Here is a 24,397-nt window from a genome sequence, read left to right as displayed (position 1 = left end):
CATCCATTATGAAGGAACCATACGAATAACCCGCCTCCGAGGAGACGGGTTATTTTCAATGATTTCGCCCCAGCCATTTGTCCCACCACTTTTTCGGTGAAGCAGGCTTCTCTTTGACTGGATGCAGGTCTTTTGTTTGTTTTGCAGGTTCTGCCCCATAGCATACGTTTGATGGCTCAGTGCCTTTCACAAAATACGTGTAGTGCTTGGCTGTGCAGCCGGGGCCGGACGTGTAGCCCGTTGCCGGATCAATGTACACGCCGGTTACGCCTTTTGGCGGTTTGAATGCAGTTTCCGGTTCTCCTTTGAGCGCATTCTCCATGAAGTCAGCCCAAATCGTTTTGGCATAGCTCTTTTCTTCGACCGAGTCGATGGTGCTGTTTTTGTCATAGCCCGTCCAAACACCTGCAGCCAGCTTTGGATTGAAGCCGATCATCCAGCTGTCTGCGCTGGTGGTTCCTGATTTTCCCGCATACGTTCTTGTCAGGCGGTTGGCGATCGTCCGTCCGGTTACCGACGTATAGCCGTTTAAATCCGTATCAAACATGCCTGTCATCATACTCGCCGTGACAAAAGCGGCTTTTTCATCGAGCACTTGTTTATGCTGATTAGGGCTTTCATACAGCACATGTCCCGCTGCGTCCGTGACCCTCGAAATAAAGGTCGGTTCGATTTGCTTCCCGCCATTTGCGAGCATGGCATAGGCATTGACCATCTCAATTGGGCGCACGGGTTCGGTGCCGAGCGCCAGGGACGGCAGTGCTTGAAGCTGCGCAGTGATACCGAATTCCTTTGCCGCCTGTACGAGCTTGTTCATGCCAAGAAAGAGATGTGTTTTCACAGCGTAAATGTTGTCGGAAAGCGCCAGCGCCTGCAGAAGCGTAATCGGCTTGTTGGCGTAGTATCCGTTATAGTTGCTTGGAGAATAGGTTTCTCCCTTTGCATCAATTTGAAACTCGGTTTCTTCGCTTTTCATCAAGGTGACTGGTGTAAATCCGCTCTGGATCGCTTTATAGTACAGTAACGGCTTGATCGTCGAAGCAGGCTGGCGCTTCGCCTGCGTCGTCCGGTCAAACGGGCTTTTTTGATAATCCCTGCCGCCGACAAGGGCGAGAACGTTTCCTGTGCGGGGATCAATAGCTGAAAATCCGACTTGAATGTCAGAGCCGGCGTTAACCGTTTCGGTAATGGTCTCCTCGGCGATGCGCTGCATCCGTTTATCTACTGTCGTATAGACGTTTAACCCGCTCGTTTCAATTTGCTCCCTCGTCAGGCCGAGCTTTTTCTCCAGCTCTCTCATCGCATTGTCATAGAAATAAGGGGCCTTTCTCTTGGAAACTTGTTTATTCAAAGGCTGATAGGAAAGAGGTTCTTTCATCAGTTCATCCGCTTTCTTATGGCTGATCATCCGCTGCTTTTCCATCATCCGCACAATCGTTTTCTGGCGCTCCTTGGCCTTTGTTTCATTGACATACGGCGAATAGCCGGAAGGGCCTTTTGGGATACCCGCCAAAAGCGCCGCCTCCGCATCTGTCAGATTTTTCGCATGCTTGCCGAAATACAGGCGGGAAGCGGCTTCAATGCCGTAGGCACCATGGCCGTAGTAAATCGTATTTAAATAGCCTTCTAATATCTCGTCCTTAGAATAGTTTTGTTCCAGACGGATCGTGTAGAACGCTTCATTCCATTTTCGTTTCCACGTTTTATCGTGTTCAAGATATAAGTTTCTCGCATATTGCTGGGTGATGGTGCTTGCGCCTTGAACCTTGGCAAATGCTTTCAGGTCAGCAAGCGCCGCACCGGCCATGCGTTTATAATCAAAGCCGTGATGATCGTAGAAATTCTGGTCTTCAACCGCCACTGTCGCTTTTACAATCGTCGGATTCATGTCCTTTAAGGGGACCCAATAGCGCTTTTCACCGTAATTCGTTTCCCCGAGCTTTGAGCCGTCACTCGCATACAAAATCGTGGATTGCGGCACTTGCACGGAGGGAGCGCCCTGGTATTTGGCTATCAAAATGACAGTCATAAACACAGCAGCTGCCGCTAAGGCCGCCAAAGCCCCTAAAAAGATAAAGGCGCGAACGGTTTTCAGCGTCAGTCTCAGCCGTTTATTTGTCATTGCATCCACAACGGGTTCCCCCTTTTTTTATGTTTCTACTATTATGAGAAAAAAAGATCATTTTTAAACATCGCAGAACAGGACGTATCTTTACTTTTTCCCCGCCATCCTCTATACTTTTTCCTTAGGTGAAAATGAGATTTCAACCGAGAATAAAAGCTGATAAGACGCTTACAATAAATAAATACAGCCTTGAAAGGGAGATGACAATTGAGCGAACTTTGGTACACAGAAAAGCAGACGAAAAACTTTGGCATTACAATGAAGGTTAACAAAACGTTACATACAGAACAAACGGAGTTTCAGCATTTAGAAATGGTGGAAACAGAAGAGTTCGGCAACATGCTGTTTTTGGACGGCATGGTGATGACATCTGAAAAAGACGAATTCGTTTATCACGAAATGGTAGCGCATGTCCCATTATTTACGCATCCTAATCCGGAGCACGTTCTTGTAGTCGGCGGCGGTGACGGCGGCGTCATCAGAGAAATCCTGAAGCATCCGAGCGTGAAAAAAGCGACACTAGTTGATATTGACGGCAAGGTCATCGAATACTCTAAAAAGTTCCTTCCTTCTATTGCAGGAAAACTGGATGATCCGCGCGTTGACGTGCAGGTGGATGACGGATTTATGCACATTGCGAAATCTGAAAATCAATATGACGTGATCATGGTAGATTCAACTGAACCTGTCGGACCAGCTGTAAATCTGTTTACAAAAGGATTCTACGCGGGAATCGCGAAGGCGCTGAAAGAAGACGGTATTTTCGTCGCTCAGACGGACAACCCATGGTTTACACCGGAATTAATCACAAATGTACAGCGAGACGTGAAGGAAATCTTCCCGATTACGAAGCTGTATACGGCGAACATTCCGACATACCCAAGCGGTTTGTGGACATTTACGATCGGTTCGAAAAAATATGATCCACTTGCAGTAGAAGATAGCCGTTTCTTTGAAATCGATACGAAATATTACACAAAAGATATTCATAAAGCGGCCTTTGTTCTGCCGAAATTTGTGAGTGACCTGATTAAATAATGTTGGTATGGCGCAGGAGCGAATCTTGCGCTTTTTTACAGGAAAGCGAGGGTATTATAGATGAGATTTGATGAAGCTTATTCAGGAAAAGTATTTATTGCGAGCCGTCCCGAGTGGGAGGAGGCGGACGCCATCCTTTACGGCATGCCGATGGACTGGACGGTCAGCTATCGCCCGGGCTCACGCTTTGGCCCAAGCAGAATCCGCGAGGTGTCAATCGGCCTTGAAGAGTACAGCCCGTATTTAGACCGTGATCTGGCCGATCTGAACTTCTTTGATGCCGGCGACATTCCGCTGCCGTTCGGAAATCCGCAGCGAAGCCTTGATATGATTGAGGAATATGTGGACAGTATTTTAGAAAAAGGGAAGTTCCCAATGGGCATGGGCGGGGAGCACCTTGTGTCATGGCCTGTCATTAAAGCAATGCACAAGAAATACCCAGACCTTGCGATTATCCATTTTGATGCACATACAGATCTTCGCGTTGACTATGAGGGAGAACCGCTTTCTCACTCCACGCCGATCCGCAAAGCGGCAGAATTGATCGGACCGCAAAATGTGTATTCATTCGGAATCCGTTCCGGCATGAAGGAAGAGTTTGAATGGGCGAAGGAAAACGGCATGCACATCTCAAAATTTGAAGTGCTTGAACCGCTGAAAGAAGTGCTTCCGAAGCTTGCGGGCCGTCCGGTATATGTCACAATCGACATTGACGTATTAGACCCTGCACACGCACCGGGAACGGGCACCGTTGACGCCGGGGGCATCACGTCTAAAGAACTGCTTGCGTCTGTTCATGAAATCGCGCGTTCAGAGGTAAACGTGAAAGGCGCTGATTTAGTGGAAGTCGCACCGGTGTATGACCACTCAGAACAAACGGCAAACACAGCCAGCAAAATCATCCGTGAAATGCTGCTTGGGTTTGTGAAATAGTTTTTAATAAAAGGGCCTGAATGTAATTCAGACCCTTTTTCATCTTTTAATTATTTAAAGTCATTTTATAAGAAATTCTTTTATTAGATTCGTCGTCTATTACAGTATAATAAGCAAATACTTTTGATGATTCAGGATTGAAATTTTTATAATTTACTTTTTCGTCGGGATACAAACTTAATCCTACATATCCTAGTACTGTTTTCCCTGATGGAATCTCTGTATTGAATTGATACTTATCCGGCAAATCATAATTATAAGGCATCAATTGTTTATTATATTGATACTGACCAAAAAATAAAAAGTTTTTTCCGTCCGGTGAAAGCTCCTCTAGAGTAATTTTATGATTAGAAGTATTTTCAGCATTAAAAGGCAAAATGTATATATATTTTATGGAATTTGTTTCTTTATCAAATGATTTGATTGGCTTTAATGGTTTTAGTATATGTAATTTTATTCCTTTCCCTGTATCGATTGTTTGGTTTGCAACAATATTAATATTTTTTGGAGTGTATTTATCATTTTGAGCGTTCACTGTATAGATACGAACACAGCTGAATGTTACTATTATTAATAAAACAATAAAGAAAATCCAACGCTTATTCATCTGCATCCTCCAGTTTACCTTCACTAATATCAATAATTCTGTCGACAACACTATTTTCACATAGTGTATCATCATGACTAGCCACTACAATTGTTGTGCCGTTTTCTTTTTCGGTTTTTAGAATATCCAGTATAAGATTAATCCCTTTTTTGTCTAAGGCATTTGTCGGTTCATCTAAAAGAAGTAATTTGGGTTTTTCCATTATTGCCTGAGCAATTCCTAAGCGCTGCTTCATTCCTAATGAGTATCGTTTGACTTTACGCTTATCTTCAGGGTCTAACCCAACTTTTCGTATTACTTCTTTTATTTCTTCATCAGATACTTTTTTCTTGATTGAAGCAAGGAATTTCAGATTTTGAAATCCTGAATAGACAGGGATAAAGCTTGGGTATTCAATTAACAGACCTGTATGTTCAGAGAAGTCAATATCTTTTCCGATCACGAGGCCGTTAACAGAAACTTCGCCTTTTGTTAATGTTAACAGTCCGGCGATGGCTCTTAAAATCATTGTCTTTCCAGATCCGTTATGGCCTCTTAACACGACAAATTCGTTTTCTTTAATTGAAAAACTGATATCATTTAATACATGATTTCCCTTCAATTTTTTAACTATATTTTTACATTCGATATACGACGTCATAATTACTCTCCTAAAATATCTGTTTTTTTAATAAAAACTAGGCTGATAAAGGTACAAGCTGCACAGAAAATAAATGCAATTAATAAAAAATCGGAGGCATGAAAAAAACGGCCATCTGAGTAGTTAATGTTCATGCGCGAATAATCAATAAAAGCCCACTTTCCAGCCATAGCAAATGAAGCAATGAATAAAGAGCTGTGAAAAAAAATAGATATTACAACATAAGCAACAATAATAATAAATGCTGATATAAAAGATATCATGAAAGTTAAGGTTTCTAGCAAAACTGCATACATAAACGAGACTAAGATTTGAATTAACATAAATAATATTACCTTGCTGTTCAGTTCTGCTGTAAAGCCTTTAAATGAGGTAAATAACATAATGTATATAAAAAGCCATACGCACCATAAAGATACAATCAGAACAAACAGTGATAAAAGTTTGCTGAATATAAATACTCCTTTTTTGGGGAGTTTCGGAAGGATATAAGCTCCAGAAATTTGAATGTCACGAAACATAAAATTACCCACAATCATCAAAGGCAGCACTTGAAAACTAATCCATTGTAGAGGGATAGATAATCTATGCTGTGTATACAAGATATGTAGATCAAAGAAATTCATCGAATGAAATAGTGTGGTCAGGCTGTCTGAAAAACTTTGATGGCCTAGCTGTCCCGTCTTATTGCTATTCCAGAGGAAGCATAAAAGAAGGAGGGCGATAGCTAAGCTAATGACAAAGTATGTAATCTTACTTTCATTGAAACGCATGACAATATCACGTTTAAGCATATTCATAAAAGACAATCAGTTTGCTCCTTTCTCTTCAACCTGCTGTAAATAATTACGTCGCTTTACAGATTCTATAGAAATTCCGAATAATAACAACATAATCCCTAATCTAAACAATAATAATTCAGCCAAATCACTAAATTCCAGCACAAAACCATTTAAAAAGAGCATACCATTACATACAAGGTAATCAATCAAAAATAAAAGAATGAAAAGAAAAACTACGATGATTTGATTCAAGTACAGTAAAGTAAATGAAACAACATAACAAATGAAAATAAATGCAAACACATGAGTGATAAAAGATATAGGGGTTAAATACAATAGTCCCGTATTATTGAATACACATAAAGTATACAATTCACCCATAATAATAATCCCATATACTGTTGAAAATAAAAGTGTTTTGAACAGGTATATTAGTGTTAGATAAGGTGCATTGTTTACTCGAATTACAGTATAAATTGAAAAGTAATCGGATGAGATCAAAACAGAAAATACAACGGCAGCAGGGCATAAAATAGAAACGAGATGCCAATAGGAAAAAATATTTTCCAGTACAAAACCATCACCACTACCATTTTCTTGATAAAAAAAGAAATAAACAGCAATTAACTGTAACAGTAAAGCGGCGATGATACCCGGCCACTTCATTCTTAATGTTGATTTTAGAGTATTATAATAAAACACGGCGTTTTTTTCCCCACATATAAAGTAAAGTAGTTGCAATGAACACGCTAAGGTTCAAATATATAAACTTATCTAAACTCAAAAACCCTCCATCATTAACGATATATTTCATTGGATTGTAATTGTTGTTGAGTAAAGTAAAGCCTATTAAATTGATTAAGAAAGGTGTGATATAAACAAAATATTTCTTTTTAATAAAAAATGATAAAGCCAATCCAATGGAAGAAAGAACAGCTCCATACATCCCATTTAATGCAAAAAGAATAAGAGTATATATTAATGAGTGTTCGTAATACAGATTTGCTAAGTCTGTTCCGCCTGTAACGATTGGGTCCATGTAATTGACGATCCCGTCTGGGTTTACCGAAGGATATGTCATCGATAGCAAATAAAGATTTAATAATAATGGTAAGATAATGACGAAAAACGAAATTACAAAGTTGAACCCGAATAATACTGTGAAGTATTTCTTTTTAGTTGTTTTTGTTATAACATTCATAAAAAATCCGGTATTTTTATCTTCACGGTACATACCGGACATTGGAAGTGATGCTAATAACGGAAGAATGAGAATCCAGACAGTCTGAGCTGAGGTTGTATTTCCTTCTGCAATATTCGATAAAAACGGTGAGTTATGTATTTCATAAGGAAGATTGATCTTCTTATGAAAGAAGAGAATACCTAGATAACTGACGATCATAAGAACGATACTAATGAATAAAGAGAAATAAATCTCTTTATTTTTTAATAAACGCTTTAAAAAGAAAGAAATCATGTGCAATGCTCCTGTTTTTTTTTATTAAAACTCTATGTGAGTTTTGGATAGTTTTATTTTAATAAAAAATTTTTAAGAATGGATATTATTTTTACCTTAAAAAGCGATCTTACTGTTTAATGTAAGATCGCTTTGTTTTGAGAAAGGTATTAATAGATTGTGTAATTTCCCTTAGGTTTTACGCTGTCAGGACTCCAATCAGTTGAAAAGGAATCATTGCTGCGGCTGTAGCCACCAAACCTTACGGGTACATTTCTCCCGTAATCTTCAACAGCAGTGTTGGAAAATAAGTATGTATGACCCGGGTGTACTGTTCCTTCGTGAGTTCCACCACCGGATACGTTGTGCCAGTCGCGCCCGCCAGAGTGAACGTTTTTATCTGCCTCTGCCCATACATCAAATTTACCTCCGTCATCTTTCTTTAGGAGATGCATATACATGTAACTTCTATTTTGTTTTCTTCGAGCAGTTGTATAGTCGTAAGGGCTGTACCATCTGAAAGTAAAATGTACCCTTGAATCGCTCGTATTGGCTTTTGCATGAACCACCTGTGAAACACCTAGTGAGGAAACAGCAAGCCCAAACATGATGATGAGTAAACTAATCCTTTTTTTGAATTGAACTTTCAAAATAAATCCTCCATTTTAACCTTCAATTGAAGTTGTACTGAACTTAAGTCTTATATATAATAATTCAATAAAAAGGAAAAGTAAACAGGTTTTTCATTTATGATAATAAAAATTATCTTATATATTATGTTTCTGGGTTGGAAAACCAATTTAAAATAACTTAGTAATTAATATTTTACAAAACTTTTGTTTTGGCCTTTTATTTAACAAAAAACAACCGGTAAAAACCGGTTGTTATCATTAAATCATTCCTCGTTGTGCAACTTCAATTTGGTGTGTAGGTGCATTTGCAATAGTTGTTGCCACGAACACAGTGCTTAGAGCCAGACAAGAGAGTAATAGTTTAGACTTCAATTTCATACAATCTCACTCCTCCTTGAATAAGTTGCCTCACTTGTTCCACCTTCAGAAAATAAGCAGAAGCTTTTTGAAAATTTTTACGTTCATGATAATATTTTGCCACATCAAGAGCGAAATCTTCAAGATCAGCATACAACATTTTACTTTCGAGAAAATCAAAAAATCCTTGAATTGCTTCTTCATCAGGGCCTGATAAGTATAAAGATTTCAAAAATTCAAACTCCGATAAATATATTAAATCTCCGGCCTTTTGAGAATAAGCCATTCCCTTACTATGATATTCACGGGCTTTATCCATTTTTCCTAATTTATAATGGATCTGTGTAATTAAAAAATACGCTTGAGGTAAGGAAGGAAGAATATTTGATTCTTCAAAAACAGCTATTGCTCTTTTGAAATAAGTTATGGCATCCTCATATTGGCTTTGGCTGTTTTTACAAAGCCCGATATTGTACAATGTTCTTCCCATTAATTGGGGCTGATTTTCAGCTTCTGCCATAGAGTAAGCTTTTTGAAAATGTGAGATGGCATCCTCATACTGTTTTAAATCTAAAAAATTGGTGGCAAATAAAGAATGACACTGCAGCAATCTTATATTATAAGCTTCATGTTCTTTGTATATTTCATATGCCTGCCGTGCATAGTCCATTGAAAAATACGTTTGTTTCATATAGTAATAAGATTCAGACATCTTAAAGAAAAACTCAGCCTTCTCTATCCGATCCTTAACAAATACCAACTTGCTTTCGGCCTTTTTAAAAAATTTAATAGCCGACAGATATTCCCGCTGGTCTAGCTCATACATGCCCCTGAAGAAATTAAAGTAATAATCAAGGACTCCAGTTAAACGCGCCTGTTTTTTATCAATCTCAATCAGCAAATCTGACAATCTCGGCTGTTCCTCGATCCGCATTTTCTCTAGTGGTTCAAGGTACTCAAGCATCAGGTTGTGCCGGAATTCCATCAGTGAATAGTACAAATGAAGATCCTGATCTTCTTCCATTTGATCCAGCTCTTGTTTGATTTCTCTTCGCAAATACTCTGCATCGGGTATGCTGAATCGGCGTATGTACATATACCATTCGTTAATCTTTTCTCCGACGGAAGAAGAAGATATGACACCTGTCACGTTTGTAAATCCCTCCCTTCATTATTCTATATATGTCATATTTTATCATCATCATTCTTGTGAGAAGCGCAAAAAAACCGCAATCTTTTCTTTCGTTACACCGCATTGATGGGGATTTTTTCAAAAACTGCTTTTGCCCTCAGCAATTTGTACAAGCAAACACATTCACCTTCCATATTCTGTTGTATCTGCGTGAGCAGTGTATTTCTGAAAAGGAAGTGAAGGTATGAGAAAAAACAAGCTTTCCTTTAAAGAAAAAGCAAGAGCCACACAAGAAGAATGTTTATGTTTTTGTGAGGAAGAAGCTAGCCGTGAAGCAATGTTTCAAGCGCCGATTGAATTGCCTGAGGGGTTTGTTGTTGATCCGGCTGAAGCTGTTGCAAACGTCACGTGGAATGCAGACAGCCTTTCTTGTGTCAGTGAACGTTGCTTAATTGAGACGGGGCCTGAGCCTGATGAAATCGGTGTTCAATTTGCAGTACGCCTGCAGGGAACCGTTACGCTTCTCGTCAGTGTCTCACCAGTGCGAAATCAATATGGACAAGGGGACGGGGCCGTTTCTGTCATTCACAATGCAGAGATCGATCAAGTCGTCTATTATTCTGATAACCCGGATGATTGCCCGGATTTCAGTGGCATCACGATCGAGAACCTTGTTGTCGTTCCGCCGTTCTACGGCAGTCCTTTATCGGTGACGGGGACGATTGTGCTTGTACCGGAACCGGAGCCTGTTTATGCGTTTACAGCGAATCCAAATGATCAATCAGTTTCTGTGATTGATACAAACACTCATACTGTTGTGACAACGATTGCTCTTCCGTACCGGCCGACAGGTATTGAAATAACTCCGGATAAAAGCGCTGTGTTTGTCTTGCATTTCAACAATAATGTGATTTCTGTCATCGACTATGAGACATTAACGGTGACAGCATCTATTTTGCTGGATCAGCAGCCTCAATCGATTACATTTATCCCTAATCATGAATTTGCTTATGCTTTCGCCGGCACTGTCATTTATGTGATTAGAATTGATACGTTGGCTGTCGAGAGGTCTATTCCTGTAGAAGGTTTTGATATTGCAATTGATCCCAATGGGTTATTCGCCTATGTTCTTAATTTTGGTTTAGTGCAAAAAGTGGACCTATTCACCGGCGAAGTCACAGGAACGATTGAACGAGAGCTTATCGTATCATCCATAGAAACAGATTCTCCGGAGCGGTATGCGTATGTATTAGAACAAGAATTCTTATTCAATTATTTGACGGTTATTGATTTAAATACGTTTACGATCAGCAATACCCAAGAGCTGGAGCCTGACGGGCTATATGTAATGTTTACGAGTGGATCAGAGGTGTATTTACATGACAGCTTCACTGGCAATTTATATTCTGTCAGTCCGAATGGAGCAGGCGTAATTGGAAATCTTCCGCAATCAGCAACAGACTATGCGTTTACCCCGAATGGCGAATTTCTGTATGCAACTCGTTTTATAGAGCAGAGCATCATTGTTTACAACACAGATGATTATTCTGAGGAAACTGTGATATCTCTTGGGGTTTCACCGGGTGCCATTGCAATTTAATCAACACCTACAATCAGTATATTTATGCGGCACAGCCTAACGATAATACCGTAACCGTGTACCGCACAAGTGATGATACAGCTGTGACGGTGATTCTGGTTGGCACGGGTCCGTCTGTGATTGTGATGTAGCTTATTTCACAGATCGAGAGAAGCGAATCCGCGATTAGAGAATCGTTTATAAATAAATGATCCGATCTGCTGGATGGCAGCCAGGAAGATCAGAAACAGCAGTTCACTTATGGTGAAACTTAGCATCCACCAAATGCCGGCTCCTGTCAGCACTCCCGCAAGAATTTTTTTGAACAGGGTACCATGCTGGAAAAGCTGCAGCAAGTATGTTCGCATGTAAAACAATAAATATAAAATCAGCAACAATGCCAGTCCCATTGAAACGGCAGGGGGCGTGTGAAGGCGGAAAGGGACGGCTTTAACGATTTCGAACATGCAGCCGAATATGATGACTTGACATAATACAGCAGCCATCACGTATGTTTGGCGGACATTTTTATAGCTGTCACGCAGCGATTTGACGTCTTCTGCATAGCGGCTGCACAATCTGTGATGCTGGAAGTCACAGCAGCTTTGATGAGACTGTGTGAGTTTCTGAAAAGCTGCTGTCATGTTTTTTACGGATTGGATGACATAGTGAAGATAGAGAAAAGCAGGCAGCATCAGAACGGCAGCGATACAAGCCAGCAGTCCGAGCTGCAAAGCATCGTTATTAAATATCTGTACATATTGCGCTGCGGCTTCGGCGACGGCCTGAACCCAGCCGAAGGAATAAGCCGCCATACCTAAGAGCAGCAGCAACACGGTAAAGACATTGCTTTTTCTCATTGTCCGATCGCCTCTTTCTGAGAAACATGAATGACCGCTTTTTTAGAAGATGCCAATGCATCAATGAGAGACAAGAAATCTTGACTATTCATACCGTGAATGATTCGGTACATGTCGAGAAACGTGCAATCGCACCTGTCACACTCTGCCGCCCATTCGAAGCATTTACGAACATAATCGCTGTCATAAATGATCGCGTCAGTCAAAGAATCCTTGCCGTATTGGAGCCAGGCCTCAATCTGTTGTTTTTGCTGTGTGACATAGTAGGAAGCGACATCAATATAAGCCGAAGAATGCGCCCCTTGACTGTGAAGGATCAAAAAACCGCCATTCTCATACATGTGAGCCTCGGCCGATAAGCGATCGACTTCCAGACGGTACGTTTGCTGAATCTCTTGAAAAAACGGTGAATCTAATTGAAATAGAATACGAGACGCGATGTCCCAATAAAGCTTTAACGTCAACAGATTGTTTTCCCCGGGAATTGCGCCGATCTGTAATCCGGTCCATGTGTCTTCCATCCGCTCCTCATTACCAAGCACCATTTTTTGTGAGAGTGCTGGTGGAGAGGAAACGGAGATGATTTTTCTTTCTGCTTTATGATCTGGACGCTTTTCCAGCCGGAGGTGAGGAGGCAAAAGGGCTTCCGTGTCTTCTGAGCCTCCGATCAAAAACAGCGTCATCCGCTGGGGCTGATAGGCGGCATTGTAGGCTTTTTGTAAATCACAGATGTCCAGCGCCTTAATGTCCTCGATTCTGCCTGCGGGGAAGACGGCAGCAGGTGAGGCGGGAGAAAGCATGCTGATCAGCTGATAATGGTAAGAGAGTCGATGATTGAGGTGTGCTGTTTGAATTTCACTTGTAATCACAGCTTTTTCCTGAGTGATCATCTTCTTGTCAAATGAGTGGTTCCATAACGCATCAAGCAGGATGGGGATCGTCTGTCTGAGCCGATCCGGCAATGAGGTAAACATGAAATTGGTATCGGTGTAGGTGGTGAACGCGTTTAAAAGCGCGCCATGCGCAAAAAAATCACTGTACAGATTGCGGCCATTATGCCAGAAGAGAAGATGCTCTAAAAAATGCGCTGTGCCATACGGGAGAAGCGTGTCACCTGATTCTGCCTGTAAGCGGATATCCCGGCTTCCAAAATCGATTTTCACATTGCACAGCCGCAAATGGGCGCGGGGGAACTTCAATCTGAATATTTTCAGCCCGCTGTCTGTGTATCTGATATCGGTTCGTTCATCCAGTTGTTGAAAAAAGGCTTTCTTTTCCATCTCTTCATCCCCTTACTACATGAGCTCCGATATAATTGATAGTCGCTATGAATGGCAATACATCGCGGCACGTAACCGCTGAGATGCCATCCAGCAAGTCTTCTTTCGTGCAGGAGAAGCGGCGCAGGATTCCCATATAGGCTAAAAGCCCTTCGGGAGAATCGAATTGCAGCAGCATTTCATTGCGTAAAAATTGCTTTGCCTGTTCTAGTTCCCGCTCATCGGCTGAAAAATGTGAGACAGCTTCCAAAACGCGCGGGGGAATCTCTTTCTCATGAAGCTGATCCGTACATATTGAAACAAGCAGCAAATTGTTCATGATGTCGTATCGGGTGATGACATGATAGACTGCCAGATCCTTTTCGCGGAAATGCTTGAATAAAGCGGAATGTCCGTACTTTCCGAGCAATCCGTCTATTAGCTGGATTTTGATATAATCGCTGGCATCTTTCAACTCCCCGCAGTCAAATCCGAGAGTCAAGACGGAAGGACCTGTTGCGCTGCGTGTCTCTGTTTCAAAAACATGCCGGTTCACGAGGAATCTTCCGGCCGTTACGGCGGACGTTTGCGATGCATGTCCCGGAATATCACATGCTTGTACATGTCCCAATATGTTCAGCTGTTTTTGTTGGGACAATAAATCAACGATGAAATCCGTTGCATTAAGAAACCGTTGTGGATGGATTGCCTGTATCTTGTCTTTTCGGCCAAACATGGCTGTGCCGTACATCGGGTTTCCGAATGCTTCCTCCGCCAAGCGGGCGGCCGAGTAGGAGAAGGGGTCAGCGAATTTCTTTTCGATTTTGAGCAGCAGTTCATCCTTTGACTTTTCAACAGCATCTGCTGAAAGAGAAGAAGGAAAAGTCATGTCTGCAAATGTCTTCATCAGGGCATCAACTTGAAGATTCTTGTTAAATGACGGGTGAATCAAACGGGTTCCGCAGGTTTTTAGCTGCTGGTCAAAAAAGAGATTCGCTGAATACATAAAGCGGCTGCCGGCGGCGTAACCGAAAGCGTCAATGATTTGCTGCTTCAGGTGTGCAGCCGCGCCGTAAAAATAGATTGTTTCTTCTTCAGGCTCCGCCGCGCTTTCGATCGGCTTCAGAAAGCTCGCGGCGATTGAGATTGTTGAAAATTGATGAGTCTTCAGCAGGTTAACTTCCAAGCCGTTCTCTTTTGCTTGTATCAAAGAAACCACCATCCTGTTTTTGCAGGTAATAAACTATGATCAGCGCCGCAATTGGAATCACCGCCAAGGAGAAAGCGGTGCCGGCTAATGTGGCTAAGAAAAGGGGAAGACAAAATAGATAAGACCGGTATTTTGAAAATCCGCTCCAGAGCTGCTGCTCCGTCTGCCAGCCGAAGGACGGCCTTTTTTCATCTGCGGTTAACCGGATAAACGCGCCCGCCAGCAGCAATTCCATACACTGCACAAAAGTTAGGGCTGAAATCGGGCGGCCGCTGATGAAGCCCACAATGATAGCGACAAGGAGAAATCCGCCTGCCAATAGGCCTGAATAAAAGCGATATTTCGCCCAAAACATCGTTCTTCGTTTAATTGGAAGCGTGATGAGCAGCATGCGATCGTTTTTTTCAATAGAGTACAAAAGGGCGATCGGCGAGCAAATTAGCAAAAGGGCGGAAATCACAATATAAATCACTTGCTGATTGAAGATGCCGGTGTTCATCATCTGGAACGAAAAGAATCCGCTGAACGCCACCATCACCACGTAATTTAACAGCATCGCTTTAGAAGAAATAAATCGGTTCCATTCTCTTTTGTAAAACGAAAATTCAGATCGCCGCATAAAAGAATGCATCTTGCTCTGCTGCGGAGGCGCCTGCAGAAAGACCGGAAAGTCAATGATCACTGCCCACAGCATGTGAACCGCGCATAGCGGGATCGTGACGGCCGGCATAAAAGCGGCACTGAGGCATACACAGGCGAATACCGCCGCATGCAGCAGAAACATCGAGTTCTTCTTTTTGACGAAATGGTTGCTTAGCATAACTCCGAATATTATCGAGTAAACGGTAAAAAACGAAAATCTGCCAAGCCAAAACAATGTTTGCACCCCTGACAGCGTTCCGTTTCCAAATAAGAACAGCGGTAAAATAAAAAAGAATAACGTTCTTCTCAAACAGGTATCGACAAACAGAACGACACTCTGGGCGACCCAAAAGCTCTGTGAAGAAATCGGCAGCAGGCAGCTCAGCTTCATATAGGATTCCTTCCATTGAGATGTCACGGAAAGAAACACCATATATGCGTTCATCAAGAGAAGCGCGAGTATGATATATGTTTTTCCCAACACCGATTCGTCAATGCCGGCCTGGCGGATCAGCCCGATTTCAAACACGGCGAGAATCACAAGCCCTGCAGTAATGCGGATAGCGTCCTTTTTCCCTTGCCGGCTGTAAAGCTGTTTGAACAGCAAAGACATGATGGGGAATATGTTATTCATGGCCGATCACCTCAAAAAATTCCCGCCGCAGATCGGTCTCCTCTCCAATCGGAATGACCTTTTGGATCTGTTTGTTGTGAAGAATGGCCGCAAAGTCACAAAATCTCTGCACGACATCGAGCAGATGGGAAGAAAACAAAATGGTTCCGCCTTCCTCACAGTACTCCCGCATTTTCTGATAAAAGACCTCTATTGATTCCACATCCAAACCGACGAGCGGCTCATCCAAAATAAACAGGGGAGCCCGCAGCAATAACCCTGTCATCAACACAACCTTTTGTCTGTTCCCCAAGGACAGCTCCGAGATTCTCCTGTTGATGTATTTTGAAAAATGAAAGGCCTCAGCCAAACTGGCAAACTGCTGCTCTGAAAAATCCTTTTGATAAAGCGAATGGACGAAAGACACATAGTCCTTCGCCGTAATTTCTGTAAACAGCAGCGGATAATCTGCGGCGAAGTAACGGTAAGTCTTCAGTTGATCTGATGTTTTCTGCGGCATGCCGGCCTCCGCTTCAATGCCGCACAGCGTAAAGCCCCCGCTGTAATTGCGGTTCACTCCTGTAAGCGTATTGATCAGTGTTGTTTTTCCGGCACCGTTTACCCCAAGCAATCCGTAAACGGCGCCTTTTTCTAAGTGTAAGTCCACGTGCTCTAAGATGACGTTGTCCCGTTCATACCAAACGGATACATCGTGTATATCCAAAATGCTCATCGCGAGTCAACCTTCCGCGCGCGCATCCCGAAAAGAATGGCAATGGCAATGAAAATCAGCGTAAACAGATAATCGCTTTTGACAAAATAGACGATTGCGCCGATGACAAAGATAAATGAAAGGATATACAGTAAAATTCTTCTTTGTGCTGGTGACAAATCGTTTCCCTCCTAAATAAGCTGGACCACGTCTTCTAATTGTTCATTTTTCGCCCAAGAGCAAATGTTTTTCCGGTGATATTTGTTAGAGTTCAGCCCTTTTAAATAACAGCCTCCGCAATAGCCGCTGAACGGGCATTTGTCTTTCATGCAATGCTCGCTGAACCGCGGCGCCTGCGCTTGCCACAGTTTATGGACGAGAGGGGAGTTAAAGATGCTTTCATATGAATCATGAAAGATATTTCCCAATGAAAACTCCTTCGGAAAGAGCGCGCACGGACGTACTTCTCCGAACGGGCTGATCACAATGGACTTCCAGCCAGCGCCGCAATTTGCCGCGCGTTTTCTCTCATAAGGAATAATCGGAATCAGATCTTTAAACTCATCAATGATATTTTGCTCGTACTCCATAAATTTGCGGTGCTGCTCGGCGTCTTTTGTGGGGTGGACAATATCTCTGCCTCTTCCGAAATCATCAACCCAATTGTAAGAGAACGCCTTTGCCCCGAGATCCCGAACCTTTTGGGCCATATCGTGGATTTCCCACATGTTTTTTTCGAAAACAGACATGGCGACTCTGACAAATATACCGTGGTCACTCAACAATTTTATCGTTTTACAAGTTTGGGCAAAAGAGCCTTTTCTCCCTCTAAAGGAGTCATGGACCTCGGAATTCACACTATCGAGAGAAATGCCAACAATGATTTTTTGTTTGTAAGCTTTCAAAAGCTCCAGGCTCTCTTTTCGCATGAGTGTTCCGTTTGTTAAGACAGCGACCTTTTTGAACTTTTTGCACACATAGTCAAGAATCTCATTGGCGTTCGGGTGGACAAAAATTTCTCCGCCCGTGATTTCGCATGTCAATACACCGTTGTCAAACAGCATATCAGCCGTTTTCTTGAATTGCTCAATCGACACGGTGCCGAGCGCTTCCGGCGAGCTTTCCAAATAACAGTGGGCGCATTTCAAATTACAGCGGTGCGTCAGCTCAAAGGTGGCGTGCAGCGGCATCGGAAATTCGTTGCTTCCGCTCGTGGTGATCGCATGACGGCTAGACCGATTTTCAAGCTGGATGACCTGCTTGTTCAGGAGCATGTTGAGCATGTCGTAATACCAATCCTTATGGTCTTCCGGTGATTCATCGTACACGGCGCATTGTTCCGCTAAAATCTGTTCAGCCGTTTTTTGCCCATCCATTCGCATGCAGAGCTCGTAAGCCGTTTTGTTAAGATCCAAATACTCAAAGTCAGAAATGGAGACATTATCGCGCAAGTAGTCGATTTCTAACACGCCGCCCTCAGGGAGCTGGTGAACTCTTACACTTTCATTAATAAATGGAAACATCTGCTCTATAAACAAAATACCATCCCCTATACATATGATTCAAATAAAAAACGATTGTGTATGTATAACCAAGAGGTAGATTTTAGTTAAAAATTGTAATTTACTAAAAAGGGCATAGTAGAATGACTATGCCCTTTTGGAGAATCTTATCCCCATAGACCGAATAGACCTGTAGCACCGGCAATTTCAAAATCAGGGATAGGACCGTCCACTAGACAAGCGGCTCCGATCGAGCATGTTGCACAACCTTTGTTTTCTACAATGACAGCTTTTTTCATAATTGAATCCTCCCTTTTTTTGTTTTTTCTAGCAGATCTATGTTGTACTTTTATGATAAAACTATTAAATTACCAATTCAATACATATATTTTGAAGAAAATGTGAAATAGAAATGATAGATTTCGGAAAAATGTAACATTTCCTAAAGGGAATTAGTGATATCATTTTCTCTTCTATTAAGGAAATGCTTTTTATGAGGTTTATCTTCAAATCTGTTGAGCAATGATGGTAAGATAGAAGCAGTTGAAGTTTACAAACGGAATGATTATACTATTCAAGTCAAAGTGGAATGATGAAAAGGACGTGTCAAAATGAAGCAAGAGACACCGATAACACTCCATGTGAAGTCTGTGATCGAGGATGACGGAAACCAGGAAGTCATCGAATTCCGCACCACCGGATTTTACTATGTAAAACAAAATAAAGTGTATCTATCTTATTATGAAGAACACGACTTAGGCAAAGTAAAAACGATTGTGAAAGTAAGCGAAGGCGAAGTCCTGGTCATGAGGTCAGGCGCTGTCAAAATGAATCAGCGTTTCGTAACGGGAGCTTCCACAATTGCTAAATATAAAATGTCATTTGGTGAGCTTGAGCTGAAAACAAGCACAAAATCGATTCAATCTGATCTCGGTGAAGAAAAAGGCCGTGTCAGCATCGCATATGACATGCATGTCGGAGACGAACAGCAGCATTTACATAATATGACGATCACGTATGAGGGAGGAACTCACGCATGAACATTGCGGAACAAATGAAGGACGTGCTGAAAGAAGAAATCAAAGCGGCCGTTCTGAAAGCGGGACTGGCTGAAGAAAGCCAGATTCCTAATGTCGTTTTAGAAACACCGAAAGATAAAACACACGGCGATTATTCAACAAATATGGCGATGCAGCTGGCAAGAATCGCAAAAAAAGCGCCGCGCCAAATTGCTGAAGAGATTGTCTCTCATTTTGATAAAGGAAAGGCTTCGATTGAAAAACTAGATATCGCTGGCCCGGGTTTTATCAATTTTTATATGAACAATCAATATTTAACGAAGCTGATTCCGTCTGTATTAGAAGCAGGGGAAGCATACGGGGAAACGAACATCGGAAACGGTGAACGAGTCCAGGTGGAATTCGTATCAGCGAATCCGACGGGAGACCTTCACCTCGGCCATGCCCGCGGTGCGGCTGTCGGCGATTCTTTGTGCAATGTGCTTTCAAAAGCGGGCTACGATGTGAGCCGCGAATACTACATTAACGATGCCGGAAACCAAATCAATAACCTGGCGCTATCTGTTGAAGTCCGTTACTTTGAAGCGCTCGGCTTGGAAAAACCGATGCCTGAGGATGGCTACCGCGGCGAGGATATCATTGCGATCGGAAAGCGTCTCGCTGAGGAATACGGCGACCGTTTCGTCAATGAAGAGGAAAGCGAACGCCTCGCATTTTTCCGTGAATACGGTCTGAAATACGAGCTAGAAAAGCTGCGCAAGGACTTGGAAAACTTTCGTGTGCCGTTTGATGTGTGGTATTCCGAAACGTCTCTGTACCAAAACGGAAAAATCGATAAGGCGCTTGAAGCGATCCGCGAAAAAGGCCATGTCTATGAAGAAGACGGCGCGACTTGGTTCCGCTCTACGACGTTTGGCGATGATAAAGACCGCGTATTGATCAAGAAGGACGGCACGTATACGTACCTGCTGCCTGATATCGCGTATCATAAGGACAAGCTTGACCGCGGCTTTGATAAGCTGATCAACGTTTGGGGCGCCGATCACCACGGCTACATCCCGCGTATGAAAGCAGCAATTGAAGCGCTGGGCTATGAAAATGGAACGCTTGAAGTAGAAATCATTCAGCTCGTTCACCTTTACAAAAACGGCGAGAAAATGAAAATGAGCAAACGGACAGGTAAAGCGGTAACGATGCGCGACCTGATTGAAGAAGTCGGCTTGGATGCCGTGCGTTACTTCTTTGCGATGCGCAGTGCTGATACGCATATGGATTTTGACTTAGATCTTGCTGTATCAACATCTAACGAAAACCCTGTGTATTATGCACAATACGCACATGCCCGTATTTGCAGCATGCTTCGCCAAGGGGAAGAGCAGGGACTTAAGCCTGCGGCGGACCTTGATTTCAGCCATATTCAATCAGAAAAAGAGTATGACCTGCTGAAAACAATCGGCGGCTTCCCAGAGGCGGTGGCGGAAGCAGCGGAAAAACGAATTCCGCACCGTGTCACAAACTATATTTATGATCTGGCTTCTTCACTGCACAGCTTCTACAACGCAGAGAAAGTCATCGACCCTGAAAATGAAGAGAAAAGCCGCGCGCGCCTGGCTTTAATGAAGGCAACGCAAATTACGCTGAACAATGCGCTTCAGCTGATCGGCGTATCGGCTCCGGAAAAAATGTAATCATGATCAAAGGGCAAAGTCTTCGGACTTTGTCTTTTTTTTATGCGTAAAACGTGTGATGTAATTCACAATCCTGTTTGCTGAGTTTTTGTATGATAAGACTGATTATTGAATCATTGAAAGGGGCAAGCCAAATGATCAACCGTCAACACATTCAATTATCGTTACAGTCATTAAGCTTGGTGGCAGGGTTTATGGTTTGGGTGCTGATTTCATCACTCATTTCCCAAATTACATTAGATATTCATTTAAGCAAAGGCGAGATTTCTTTGGTGACGGCGATTCCCGTTATCCTCGGGTCGCTTCTTCGCATTCCTTTAGGGTATTTAACGAACAGGTTTGGCGCGCGGCTGATGTTTATGATCAGCTTCATCCTGCTTTTGTTTCCTGTCTTTTGGATCAGTATCGCGGATTCTCTGTTTGATTTAATCGCGGGCGGTTTTTTCTTAGGGATCGGGGGAGCGGTATTCTCCATTGGGGTGACATCCCTTCCGAAATATTATCCGAAAGAAAAGCACGGTGTCGTCAATGGGATTTACGGGGCCGGAAACATCGGAACCGCCATTACCACATTTGCGGCGCCGGTTATCGCTCAAGCTGTGGGATGGAAAGCAACCGTGCAGATGTATATGGTTCTGCTGGCTGTCTTTGCATTGCTGCACGTATTGTTCGGCGACCGGCATGAGAAGAAAGTGAATGTTTCCGTAAAAACTCAAATCAAAGTCGTTTACCGAAATCATATCCTGTGGTTTTTGAGCCTGTTTTATTTTATTACGTTTGGCGCCTTTGTCGCCTTCACCATCTATCTGCCGAACTTTCTGGTGGAGTACTTTGGGCTGAATCCTGCGGACGCCGGTTTGCGGACGGCTGGCTTTATTGCCGTATCAACGCTGCTCAGGCCTGTGGGAGGACTCTTGGCTGATAAAATGAGCCCGCTCCGCATCTTGATGTTCGTTTTTGCGGGACTTACATTATCAGGCATTATCTTATCGTTCTCGCCGACGATCGGCCTTTATACGTTTGGGTCATTAACGGTGGCCGTCTGCTCAGGCATAGGAAACGGGACCGTTTTTAAACTGGTGCCTTTCTATTTTTCGAAGCAAGCGGGGATTGCCAATGGTATTGTGTCTGCTATGGGCGGATTAGGCGGTTTTTTCCCTCCGCTGATATTGGCGAGTGTATTTCAGGCAACAGGCCAATACGCGATCGGTTTTATGGCGCTTTCGGAAGTGGCGTTAGCCAGCTTTGTCCTTGTCATATGGATGTATTGGCAGGAAAGAATGAAAACGCACACGGAGAGAAACAGTCAGAGCGTCAACTAACACTGGGCATTCACAAGATTGTTAGTTTTTTCTGGATGGGTGCAAATCAATTCACGTTACAATAAATACACAACGTGACTTTCTTCGAGGTGAGCTCATGAATTTTCTCTCTGTTCGACCATCTGATAGTGATCTTATTTCCAGCGATCTGCATGAATTGCTGGAATCGATTAGTACGAAAAGAAAAATGGAAAAACACACGTATTTGTTTCGGGAAGGAATGGATGCAGAAGAGCTTTATCTGATTCAATCAGGACTCATTGAAATCGGCAAGCTGACATCTGACGGAAAAGACCTGACACTTAGAATCTGCCAAAAGCATGATATCGTCGGGGAATTAACACTTTTCACTGAAGAGCCGAGATATATGCTCAGTGCAAAAGTGCTAGAGGATGGCGAGGTGCTCGTCATTAATAAAAACAAGCTGGAAAAGGAATTAATCCAAAACGGTGCTTTGACATTTGAATTTATGAAATGGATGAGCACTCACCTCCGGAAAATCCAGTCCAAAATAAGGGATCTGCTTCTTCACGGCAAAAAGGGGGCGCTCTACTCCACCCTTATCCGCTTATCAAACAGCTACGGTGTGGAACGAAGCGATGGCATTCTGATTAACATTGTGCTGACAAATCAAGATTTGGCAAAGTTTTGCGCAGCGGCAAGGGAAAGCGTCAACCGTATGCTGGGGGACCTCCGCAAACAAGGGGTGATTTCGATAGAAGAATCCGGAAAAATTATTTTGCACAAGCGGGACTATTTGCGATGCGAGATCGAGTGTGAAAACTGTCCGCTGGAGATTTGCAATATTGACTGAAAAAACCAAGGACCGCCGGCGGTCCTTGGTTTTTTATCTAGTGATAAACATACAAATGACGGCAAAAAAGAAGCAAGCATTCACGATTTCTAGAATGCCGATCGTTTTCGCGGGCCAGTCCCTTCCGTGAAAAAACCATGCCCGCAAACTGCTTGGGATAAAAGCAAGAAATGCCCATCCTGCTCCGAGAAGAGCGGATAGAAAGGGGAGCAGCAGATGGTATCCCCATGACCAGTATGCAAATACGCTGTTTTTTCTCTCCCGGATCACCGACTTCACATAAAAGGAACTTCCGATAAAAAATAAAGCAGATTGAGAAAAAATAAACCAAGCCCAGCCGTCAAGGGTTCCCGTCCCCAGCCAGCAGCTCGCAAGCCCGCCTGAACAAAAGAACAAGACACCCGCAATATCGTTCACTAGCGCCCGTTCGTTTTTTCGGCGGGCATAATACATATGAATGAGGAACAGCGGCAATAAAGAAACGCCAACCCAGATGAGCGGCGGCTTATGAAAGACAGGAATAATCAAAAAACAGCAGGCCGGAACACTGTAATAATATATCCACTTTTGATAGGATTTGATCTGCCTCTTTTTCAAAGCAAGCGTGATGGGATAAACTGCCAAGTAAAGGAAAAGCCAGCCTAAGAAGAGCGGAATATGCCAGAAAACGGGGCCTCCCTTGATCATCCCGAGTAAAAATGGAATCAGCAGCATTGCCCATGCGCCGTGCTGCTTCGGAATCAGCGCCTTCATCGAAATCCTCCTTTTTTATTTCATTATAGATGCAGTCATCCTCCCGATAAGTGACATTCATCATACAGGCTGTGAAATACATCACTGCTGTACAGGCTCAATCGAGCTACACTAAAGCTATCCTTAGCACAGGAGGCTTTCCTATGAATCAGTGTGACTATTTATTATTTCTGAAACAACTTCCTATGTTTAATGAAGTGCCTCTATCCATTGTCGAAACCTTGCTGAAAAACGGGACGTTTATCCGCGGAACATCTGAGCAGTCTCCATCCTTTCTTCATTCTCAATCCGTTTATATTGTATTAAAAGGCAGTGTCCGTTTTATGGACAGCAGGCTCCCTGAAGGATCGAAAACCGTTGCGCTGTGGGAAAAAGGCGATGTGTTTCCGATTGATGAAAAAGGCGGGCTGTATTTATCGCCTTTTATCTCAGTCAATGCCACTTCAGACATTCTGATTCTCAATATCCCTTACTGCACATTTAAAAAAATGATGTCTTACAATCCGCAGCTGCAAATGAATTTTTTGGGCATGCTTCAGCAAAATGTCTTTTGTTCCTATCAATTATTTTTGCGTTATCTGCACACATCACAGGATGAAAATGCCGAGCCCGGTTCTTAAACAGAGCCGGTTTTTTTGATCTTTGAATGAAAGGCGGCTAATGACTCAGGCGTCCTGCCTGAACGCCGCCTTCATCACATGCTGTGAAAGCCCTTCCTTCTC

At 42.8% G+C, this 24,397-nt stretch carries 26 protein-coding genes; 8 read left to right on the top strand and 18 right to left on the bottom strand.

What is annotated here, in order from left to right:
- Positions 1 to 55: 55 nt before the first annotated feature.
- Positions 56 to 2,131 carry a transglycosylase domain-containing protein gene (locus GYO_RS41265; protein ID WP_014115563.1) on the bottom strand — a complete coding sequence of 692 codons (2,076 nt, stop codon included), beginning with the start codon at positions 2,129 to 2,131 and terminating at the stop codon, positions 56 to 58.
- Between the two features lie 201 nt (positions 2,132 to 2,332).
- Between GYO_RS41265 and speE the strand changes: the two genes are divergently transcribed.
- Positions 2,333 to 3,163, top strand: coding sequence for a spermidine synthase (gene speE / locus GYO_RS41260; RefSeq protein WP_003222027.1), 831 nt, complete (start codon positions 2,333 to 2,335; stop codon positions 3,161 to 3,163).
- 60 nt (positions 3,164 to 3,223) lie between these two features.
- Positions 3,224 to 4,096, top strand: coding sequence for an agmatinase (gene speB, locus GYO_RS41255; RefSeq protein ID WP_014115562.1), 873 nt, complete (start codon positions 3,224 to 3,226; stop codon positions 4,094 to 4,096).
- A 46-nt stretch (positions 4,097 to 4,142) separates the two neighbouring features.
- Here the strand turns inward: speB and GYO_RS41250 are convergent, their stop codons facing one another.
- The 8 genes from GYO_RS41250 to rapF form a co-directional block, all read right to left on the bottom strand.
- Entirely contained in the window at positions 4,143 to 4,703 is a 561-nt protein-coding gene (locus tag GYO_RS41250; RefSeq protein ID WP_014115561.1) for a hypothetical protein, read from the bottom strand.
- The gene (locus GYO_RS41245) at positions 4,696 to 5,343 is read right to left on the bottom strand and encodes an ABC transporter ATP-binding protein (protein ID WP_014115560.1); all 648 of its coding nucleotides are present in this window, start codon (positions 5,341 to 5,343) and stop codon (positions 4,696 to 4,698) included. The genes GYO_RS41250 and GYO_RS41245 overlap by 8 nt, the downstream gene beginning before the upstream one ends.
- Positions 5,344 to 5,345: 2 nt before the next feature.
- The gene (locus tag GYO_RS41240; RefSeq protein WP_238528886.1) at positions 5,346 to 6,143 is read right to left on the bottom strand and encodes a hypothetical protein; all 798 of its coding nucleotides are present in this window, start codon (positions 6,141 to 6,143) and stop codon (positions 5,346 to 5,348) included.
- A 9-nt stretch (positions 6,144 to 6,152) separates the two neighbouring features.
- Complete coding sequence (locus GYO_RS41235; protein WP_014115558.1) at positions 6,153 to 6,827, bottom strand: hypothetical protein; 675 nt, start codon at positions 6,825 to 6,827, stop codon at positions 6,153 to 6,155.
- The gene (locus GYO_RS41230; RefSeq protein ID WP_014115557.1) at positions 6,814 to 7,602 is read right to left on the bottom strand and encodes a membrane protein; all 789 of its coding nucleotides are present in this window, start codon (positions 7,600 to 7,602) and stop codon (positions 6,814 to 6,816) included. Before GYO_RS41230 ends, GYO_RS41235 begins: the two co-directional genes overlap by 14 nt.
- Positions 7,603 to 7,751: 149 nt before the next feature.
- Entirely contained in the window at positions 7,752 to 8,231 is a 480-nt protein-coding gene (locus GYO_RS41225; protein ID WP_041521094.1) for a DUF2712 domain-containing protein, read from the bottom strand.
- Between the two features lie 240 nt (positions 8,232 to 8,471).
- Positions 8,472 to 8,591: a phosphatase RapF inhibitor PhrF gene (phrF, locus tag GYO_RS41220; protein WP_009968329.1), complete on the bottom strand. Its 120-nt coding sequence runs from the start codon at positions 8,589 to 8,591 to the stop codon at positions 8,472 to 8,474.
- Complete coding sequence (gene rapF / locus GYO_RS41215; protein WP_014115555.1) at positions 8,575 to 9,720, bottom strand: response regulator aspartate phosphatase RapF; 1,146 nt, start codon at positions 9,718 to 9,720, stop codon at positions 8,575 to 8,577. The genes phrF and rapF overlap by 17 nt, the downstream gene beginning before the upstream one ends.
- A gap of 226 nt (positions 9,721 to 9,946) precedes the next feature.
- On the opposite strand from rapF, the gene GYO_RS41205 reads away from it, so the two are divergent.
- On the top strand, positions 9,947 to 11,302 hold the full coding sequence (locus tag GYO_RS41205; RefSeq protein ID WP_014115553.1) for a YncE family protein: 1,356 nt from the start codon (positions 9,947 to 9,949) through the stop codon (positions 11,300 to 11,302).
- 137 nt (positions 11,303 to 11,439) lie between these two features.
- Here the strand turns inward: GYO_RS41205 and GYO_RS41200 are convergent, their stop codons facing one another.
- The 8 genes from GYO_RS41200 to sboA form a co-directional block, all read right to left on the bottom strand.
- Entirely contained in the window at positions 11,440 to 12,141 is a 702-nt protein-coding gene (locus GYO_RS41200) for a bacteriocin biosynthesis protein AlbG (protein WP_014115552.1), read from the bottom strand.
- Positions 12,138 to 13,421, bottom strand: a complete 1,284-nt coding sequence (locus GYO_RS41195) for a M16 family metallopeptidase (RefSeq protein ID WP_014115551.1) — start codon at positions 13,419 to 13,421, stop codon at positions 12,138 to 12,140. Before GYO_RS41195 ends, GYO_RS41200 begins: the two co-directional genes overlap by 4 nt.
- Before the next feature lie 4 nt (positions 13,422 to 13,425).
- Positions 13,426 to 14,586 carry an insulinase family protein gene (locus GYO_RS41190; RefSeq protein WP_079287694.1) on the bottom strand — a complete coding sequence of 387 codons (1,161 nt, stop codon included), beginning with the start codon at positions 14,584 to 14,586 and terminating at the stop codon, positions 13,426 to 13,428.
- Complete coding sequence (gene albD, locus GYO_RS41185) at positions 14,576 to 15,886, bottom strand: antilisterial bacteriocin subtilosin biosynthesis protein AlbD (RefSeq protein WP_014115549.1); 1,311 nt, start codon at positions 15,884 to 15,886, stop codon at positions 14,576 to 14,578. The genes GYO_RS41190 and albD overlap by 11 nt, the downstream gene beginning before the upstream one ends.
- A complete protein-coding gene (locus GYO_RS41180; protein ID WP_014115548.1) occupies positions 15,879 to 16,598 on the bottom strand; it encodes an ATP-binding cassette domain-containing protein in 720 nt (239 codons plus the stop codon). Before GYO_RS41180 ends, albD begins: the two co-directional genes overlap by 8 nt.
- Entirely contained in the window at positions 16,595 to 16,756 is a 162-nt protein-coding gene (gene albB / locus GYO_RS41175; RefSeq protein WP_014115547.1) for an antilisterial bacteriocin subtilosin biosynthesis protein AlbB, read from the bottom strand. Before albB ends, GYO_RS41180 begins: the two co-directional genes overlap by 4 nt.
- 12 nt (positions 16,757 to 16,768) lie before the next feature.
- Positions 16,769 to 18,115 carry a subtilosin maturase AlbA gene (gene albA, locus GYO_RS41170; protein ID WP_014115546.1) on the bottom strand — a complete coding sequence of 449 codons (1,347 nt, stop codon included), beginning with the start codon at positions 18,113 to 18,115 and terminating at the stop codon, positions 16,769 to 16,771.
- Between the two features lie 131 nt (positions 18,116 to 18,246).
- Entirely contained in the window at positions 18,247 to 18,378 is a 132-nt protein-coding gene (gene sboA, locus GYO_RS41165; RefSeq protein ID WP_003222002.1) for a subtilosin A, read from the bottom strand.
- Positions 18,379 to 18,690: 312 nt separating this feature from the next.
- Between sboA and GYO_RS41160 the strand changes: the two genes are divergently transcribed.
- The 4 genes from GYO_RS41160 to fnr all read left to right on the top strand — a co-directional run bounded on the left by GYO_RS41160 (position 18,691) and on the right by fnr (position 22,922).
- The gene (locus GYO_RS41160; RefSeq protein ID WP_014115545.1) at positions 18,691 to 19,119 is read left to right on the top strand and encodes a YwiB family protein; all 429 of its coding nucleotides are present in this window, start codon (positions 18,691 to 18,693) and stop codon (positions 19,117 to 19,119) included.
- Positions 19,116 to 20,786 carry an arginine--tRNA ligase gene (argS, locus tag GYO_RS41155; RefSeq protein WP_014115544.1) on the top strand — a complete coding sequence of 557 codons (1,671 nt, stop codon included), beginning with the start codon at positions 19,116 to 19,118 and terminating at the stop codon, positions 20,784 to 20,786. Before GYO_RS41160 ends, argS begins: the two co-directional genes overlap by 4 nt.
- A gap of 134 nt (positions 20,787 to 20,920) precedes the next feature.
- Positions 20,921 to 22,108 (top strand): nitrate transporter NarK, encoded by a 1,188-nt coding sequence (narK, locus tag GYO_RS41150; RefSeq protein WP_014115543.1) that lies wholly within the window; start codon positions 20,921 to 20,923, stop codon positions 22,106 to 22,108.
- Positions 22,109 to 22,205: 97 nt separating this feature from the next.
- Positions 22,206 to 22,922: a fumarate/nitrate reduction transcriptional regulator Fnr gene (gene fnr / locus GYO_RS41145; RefSeq protein ID WP_014115542.1), complete on the top strand. Its 717-nt coding sequence runs from the start codon at positions 22,206 to 22,208 to the stop codon at positions 22,920 to 22,922.
- Between the two features lie 33 nt (positions 22,923 to 22,955).
- Here the strand turns inward: fnr and GYO_RS41140 are convergent, their stop codons facing one another.
- Positions 22,956 to 23,675: a YwiC-like family protein gene (locus GYO_RS41140; RefSeq protein ID WP_014115541.1), complete on the bottom strand. Its 720-nt coding sequence runs from the start codon at positions 23,673 to 23,675 to the stop codon at positions 22,956 to 22,958.
- Between the two features lie 143 nt (positions 23,676 to 23,818).
- Here GYO_RS41140 and arfM point away from each other — a divergent pair, with 143 nt between their 5' ends.
- Positions 23,819 to 24,295 carry a Crp/Fnr family transcriptional regulator ArfM gene (arfM, locus tag GYO_RS41135; protein ID WP_014115540.1) on the top strand — a complete coding sequence of 159 codons (477 nt, stop codon included), beginning with the start codon at positions 23,819 to 23,821 and terminating at the stop codon, positions 24,293 to 24,295.
- Positions 24,296 to 24,397: the final 102 nt, after the last annotated feature.

Source organism: Bacillus spizizenii TU-B-10 (genome assembly GCF_000227465.1).
In the GTDB taxonomy this organism is placed as follows: domain Bacteria; phylum Bacillota; class Bacilli; order Bacillales; family Bacillaceae; genus Bacillus; species Bacillus spizizenii.
Note: the sequence above shows the minus strand (reverse complement) of the source record. Positions and strands in the feature narration are given on the sequence as shown.

Excerpts from the sequence above, each read along its gene's own strand:
- speB (WP_014115562.1), top strand. The coding sequence starts at position 3,224 with ATGAGATTTGATGAAGCTTATTCAGGAAAAGTATTTATTGCGAGCCGT.
- GYO_RS41250 (WP_014115561.1), bottom strand. The coding sequence starts at position 4,703 with ATGAATAAGCGTTGGATTTTCTTTATTGTTTTATTAATAATAGTAACA.
- GYO_RS41245 (WP_014115560.1), bottom strand. The coding sequence starts at position 5,343 with ATGACGTCGTATATCGAATGTAAAAATATAGTTAAAAAATTGAAGGGA.
- GYO_RS41240 (WP_238528886.1), bottom strand. The coding sequence starts at position 6,143 with ATGAATATGCTTAAACGTGATATTGTCATGCGTTTCAATGAAAGTAAG.
- GYO_RS41230 (WP_014115557.1), bottom strand. The coding sequence starts at position 7,602 with ATGATTTCTTTCTTTTTAAAGCGTTTATTAAAAAATAAAGAGATTTAT.
- phrF (WP_009968329.1), bottom strand. The coding sequence starts at position 8,591 with ATGAAATTGAAGTCTAAACTATTACTCTCTTGTCTGGCTCTAAGCACT.
- GYO_RS41205 (WP_014115553.1), top strand. The coding sequence starts at position 9,947 with ATGAGAAAAAACAAGCTTTCCTTTAAAGAAAAAGCAAGAGCCACACAA.
- GYO_RS41200 (WP_014115552.1), bottom strand. The coding sequence starts at position 12,141 with ATGAGAAAAAGCAATGTCTTTACCGTGTTGCTGCTGCTCTTAGGTATG.
- GYO_RS41195 (WP_014115551.1), bottom strand. The coding sequence starts at position 13,421 with ATGGAAAAGAAAGCCTTTTTTCAACAACTGGATGAACGAACCGATATC.
- albD (WP_014115549.1), bottom strand. The coding sequence starts at position 15,886 with ATGAATAACATATTCCCCATCATGTCTTTGCTGTTCAAACAGCTTTAC.
- GYO_RS41180 (WP_014115548.1), bottom strand. The coding sequence starts at position 16,598 with ATGAGCATTTTGGATATACACGATGTATCCGTTTGGTATGAACGGGAC.
- sboA (WP_003222002.1), bottom strand. The coding sequence starts at position 18,378 with ATGAAAAAAGCTGTCATTGTAGAAAACAAAGGTTGTGCAACATGCTCG.
- GYO_RS41160 (WP_014115545.1), top strand. The coding sequence starts at position 18,691 with ATGAAGCAAGAGACACCGATAACACTCCATGTGAAGTCTGTGATCGAG.
- argS (WP_014115544.1), top strand. The coding sequence starts at position 19,116 with ATGAACATTGCGGAACAAATGAAGGACGTGCTGAAAGAAGAAATCAAA.
- narK (WP_014115543.1), top strand. The coding sequence starts at position 20,921 with ATGATCAACCGTCAACACATTCAATTATCGTTACAGTCATTAAGCTTG.
- fnr (WP_014115542.1), top strand. The coding sequence starts at position 22,206 with ATGAATTTTCTCTCTGTTCGACCATCTGATAGTGATCTTATTTCCAGC.
- GYO_RS41140 (WP_014115541.1), bottom strand. The coding sequence starts at position 23,675 with ATGAAGGCGCTGATTCCGAAGCAGCACGGCGCATGGGCAATGCTGCTG.
- arfM (WP_014115540.1), top strand. The coding sequence starts at position 23,819 with ATGAATCAGTGTGACTATTTATTATTTCTGAAACAACTTCCTATGTTT.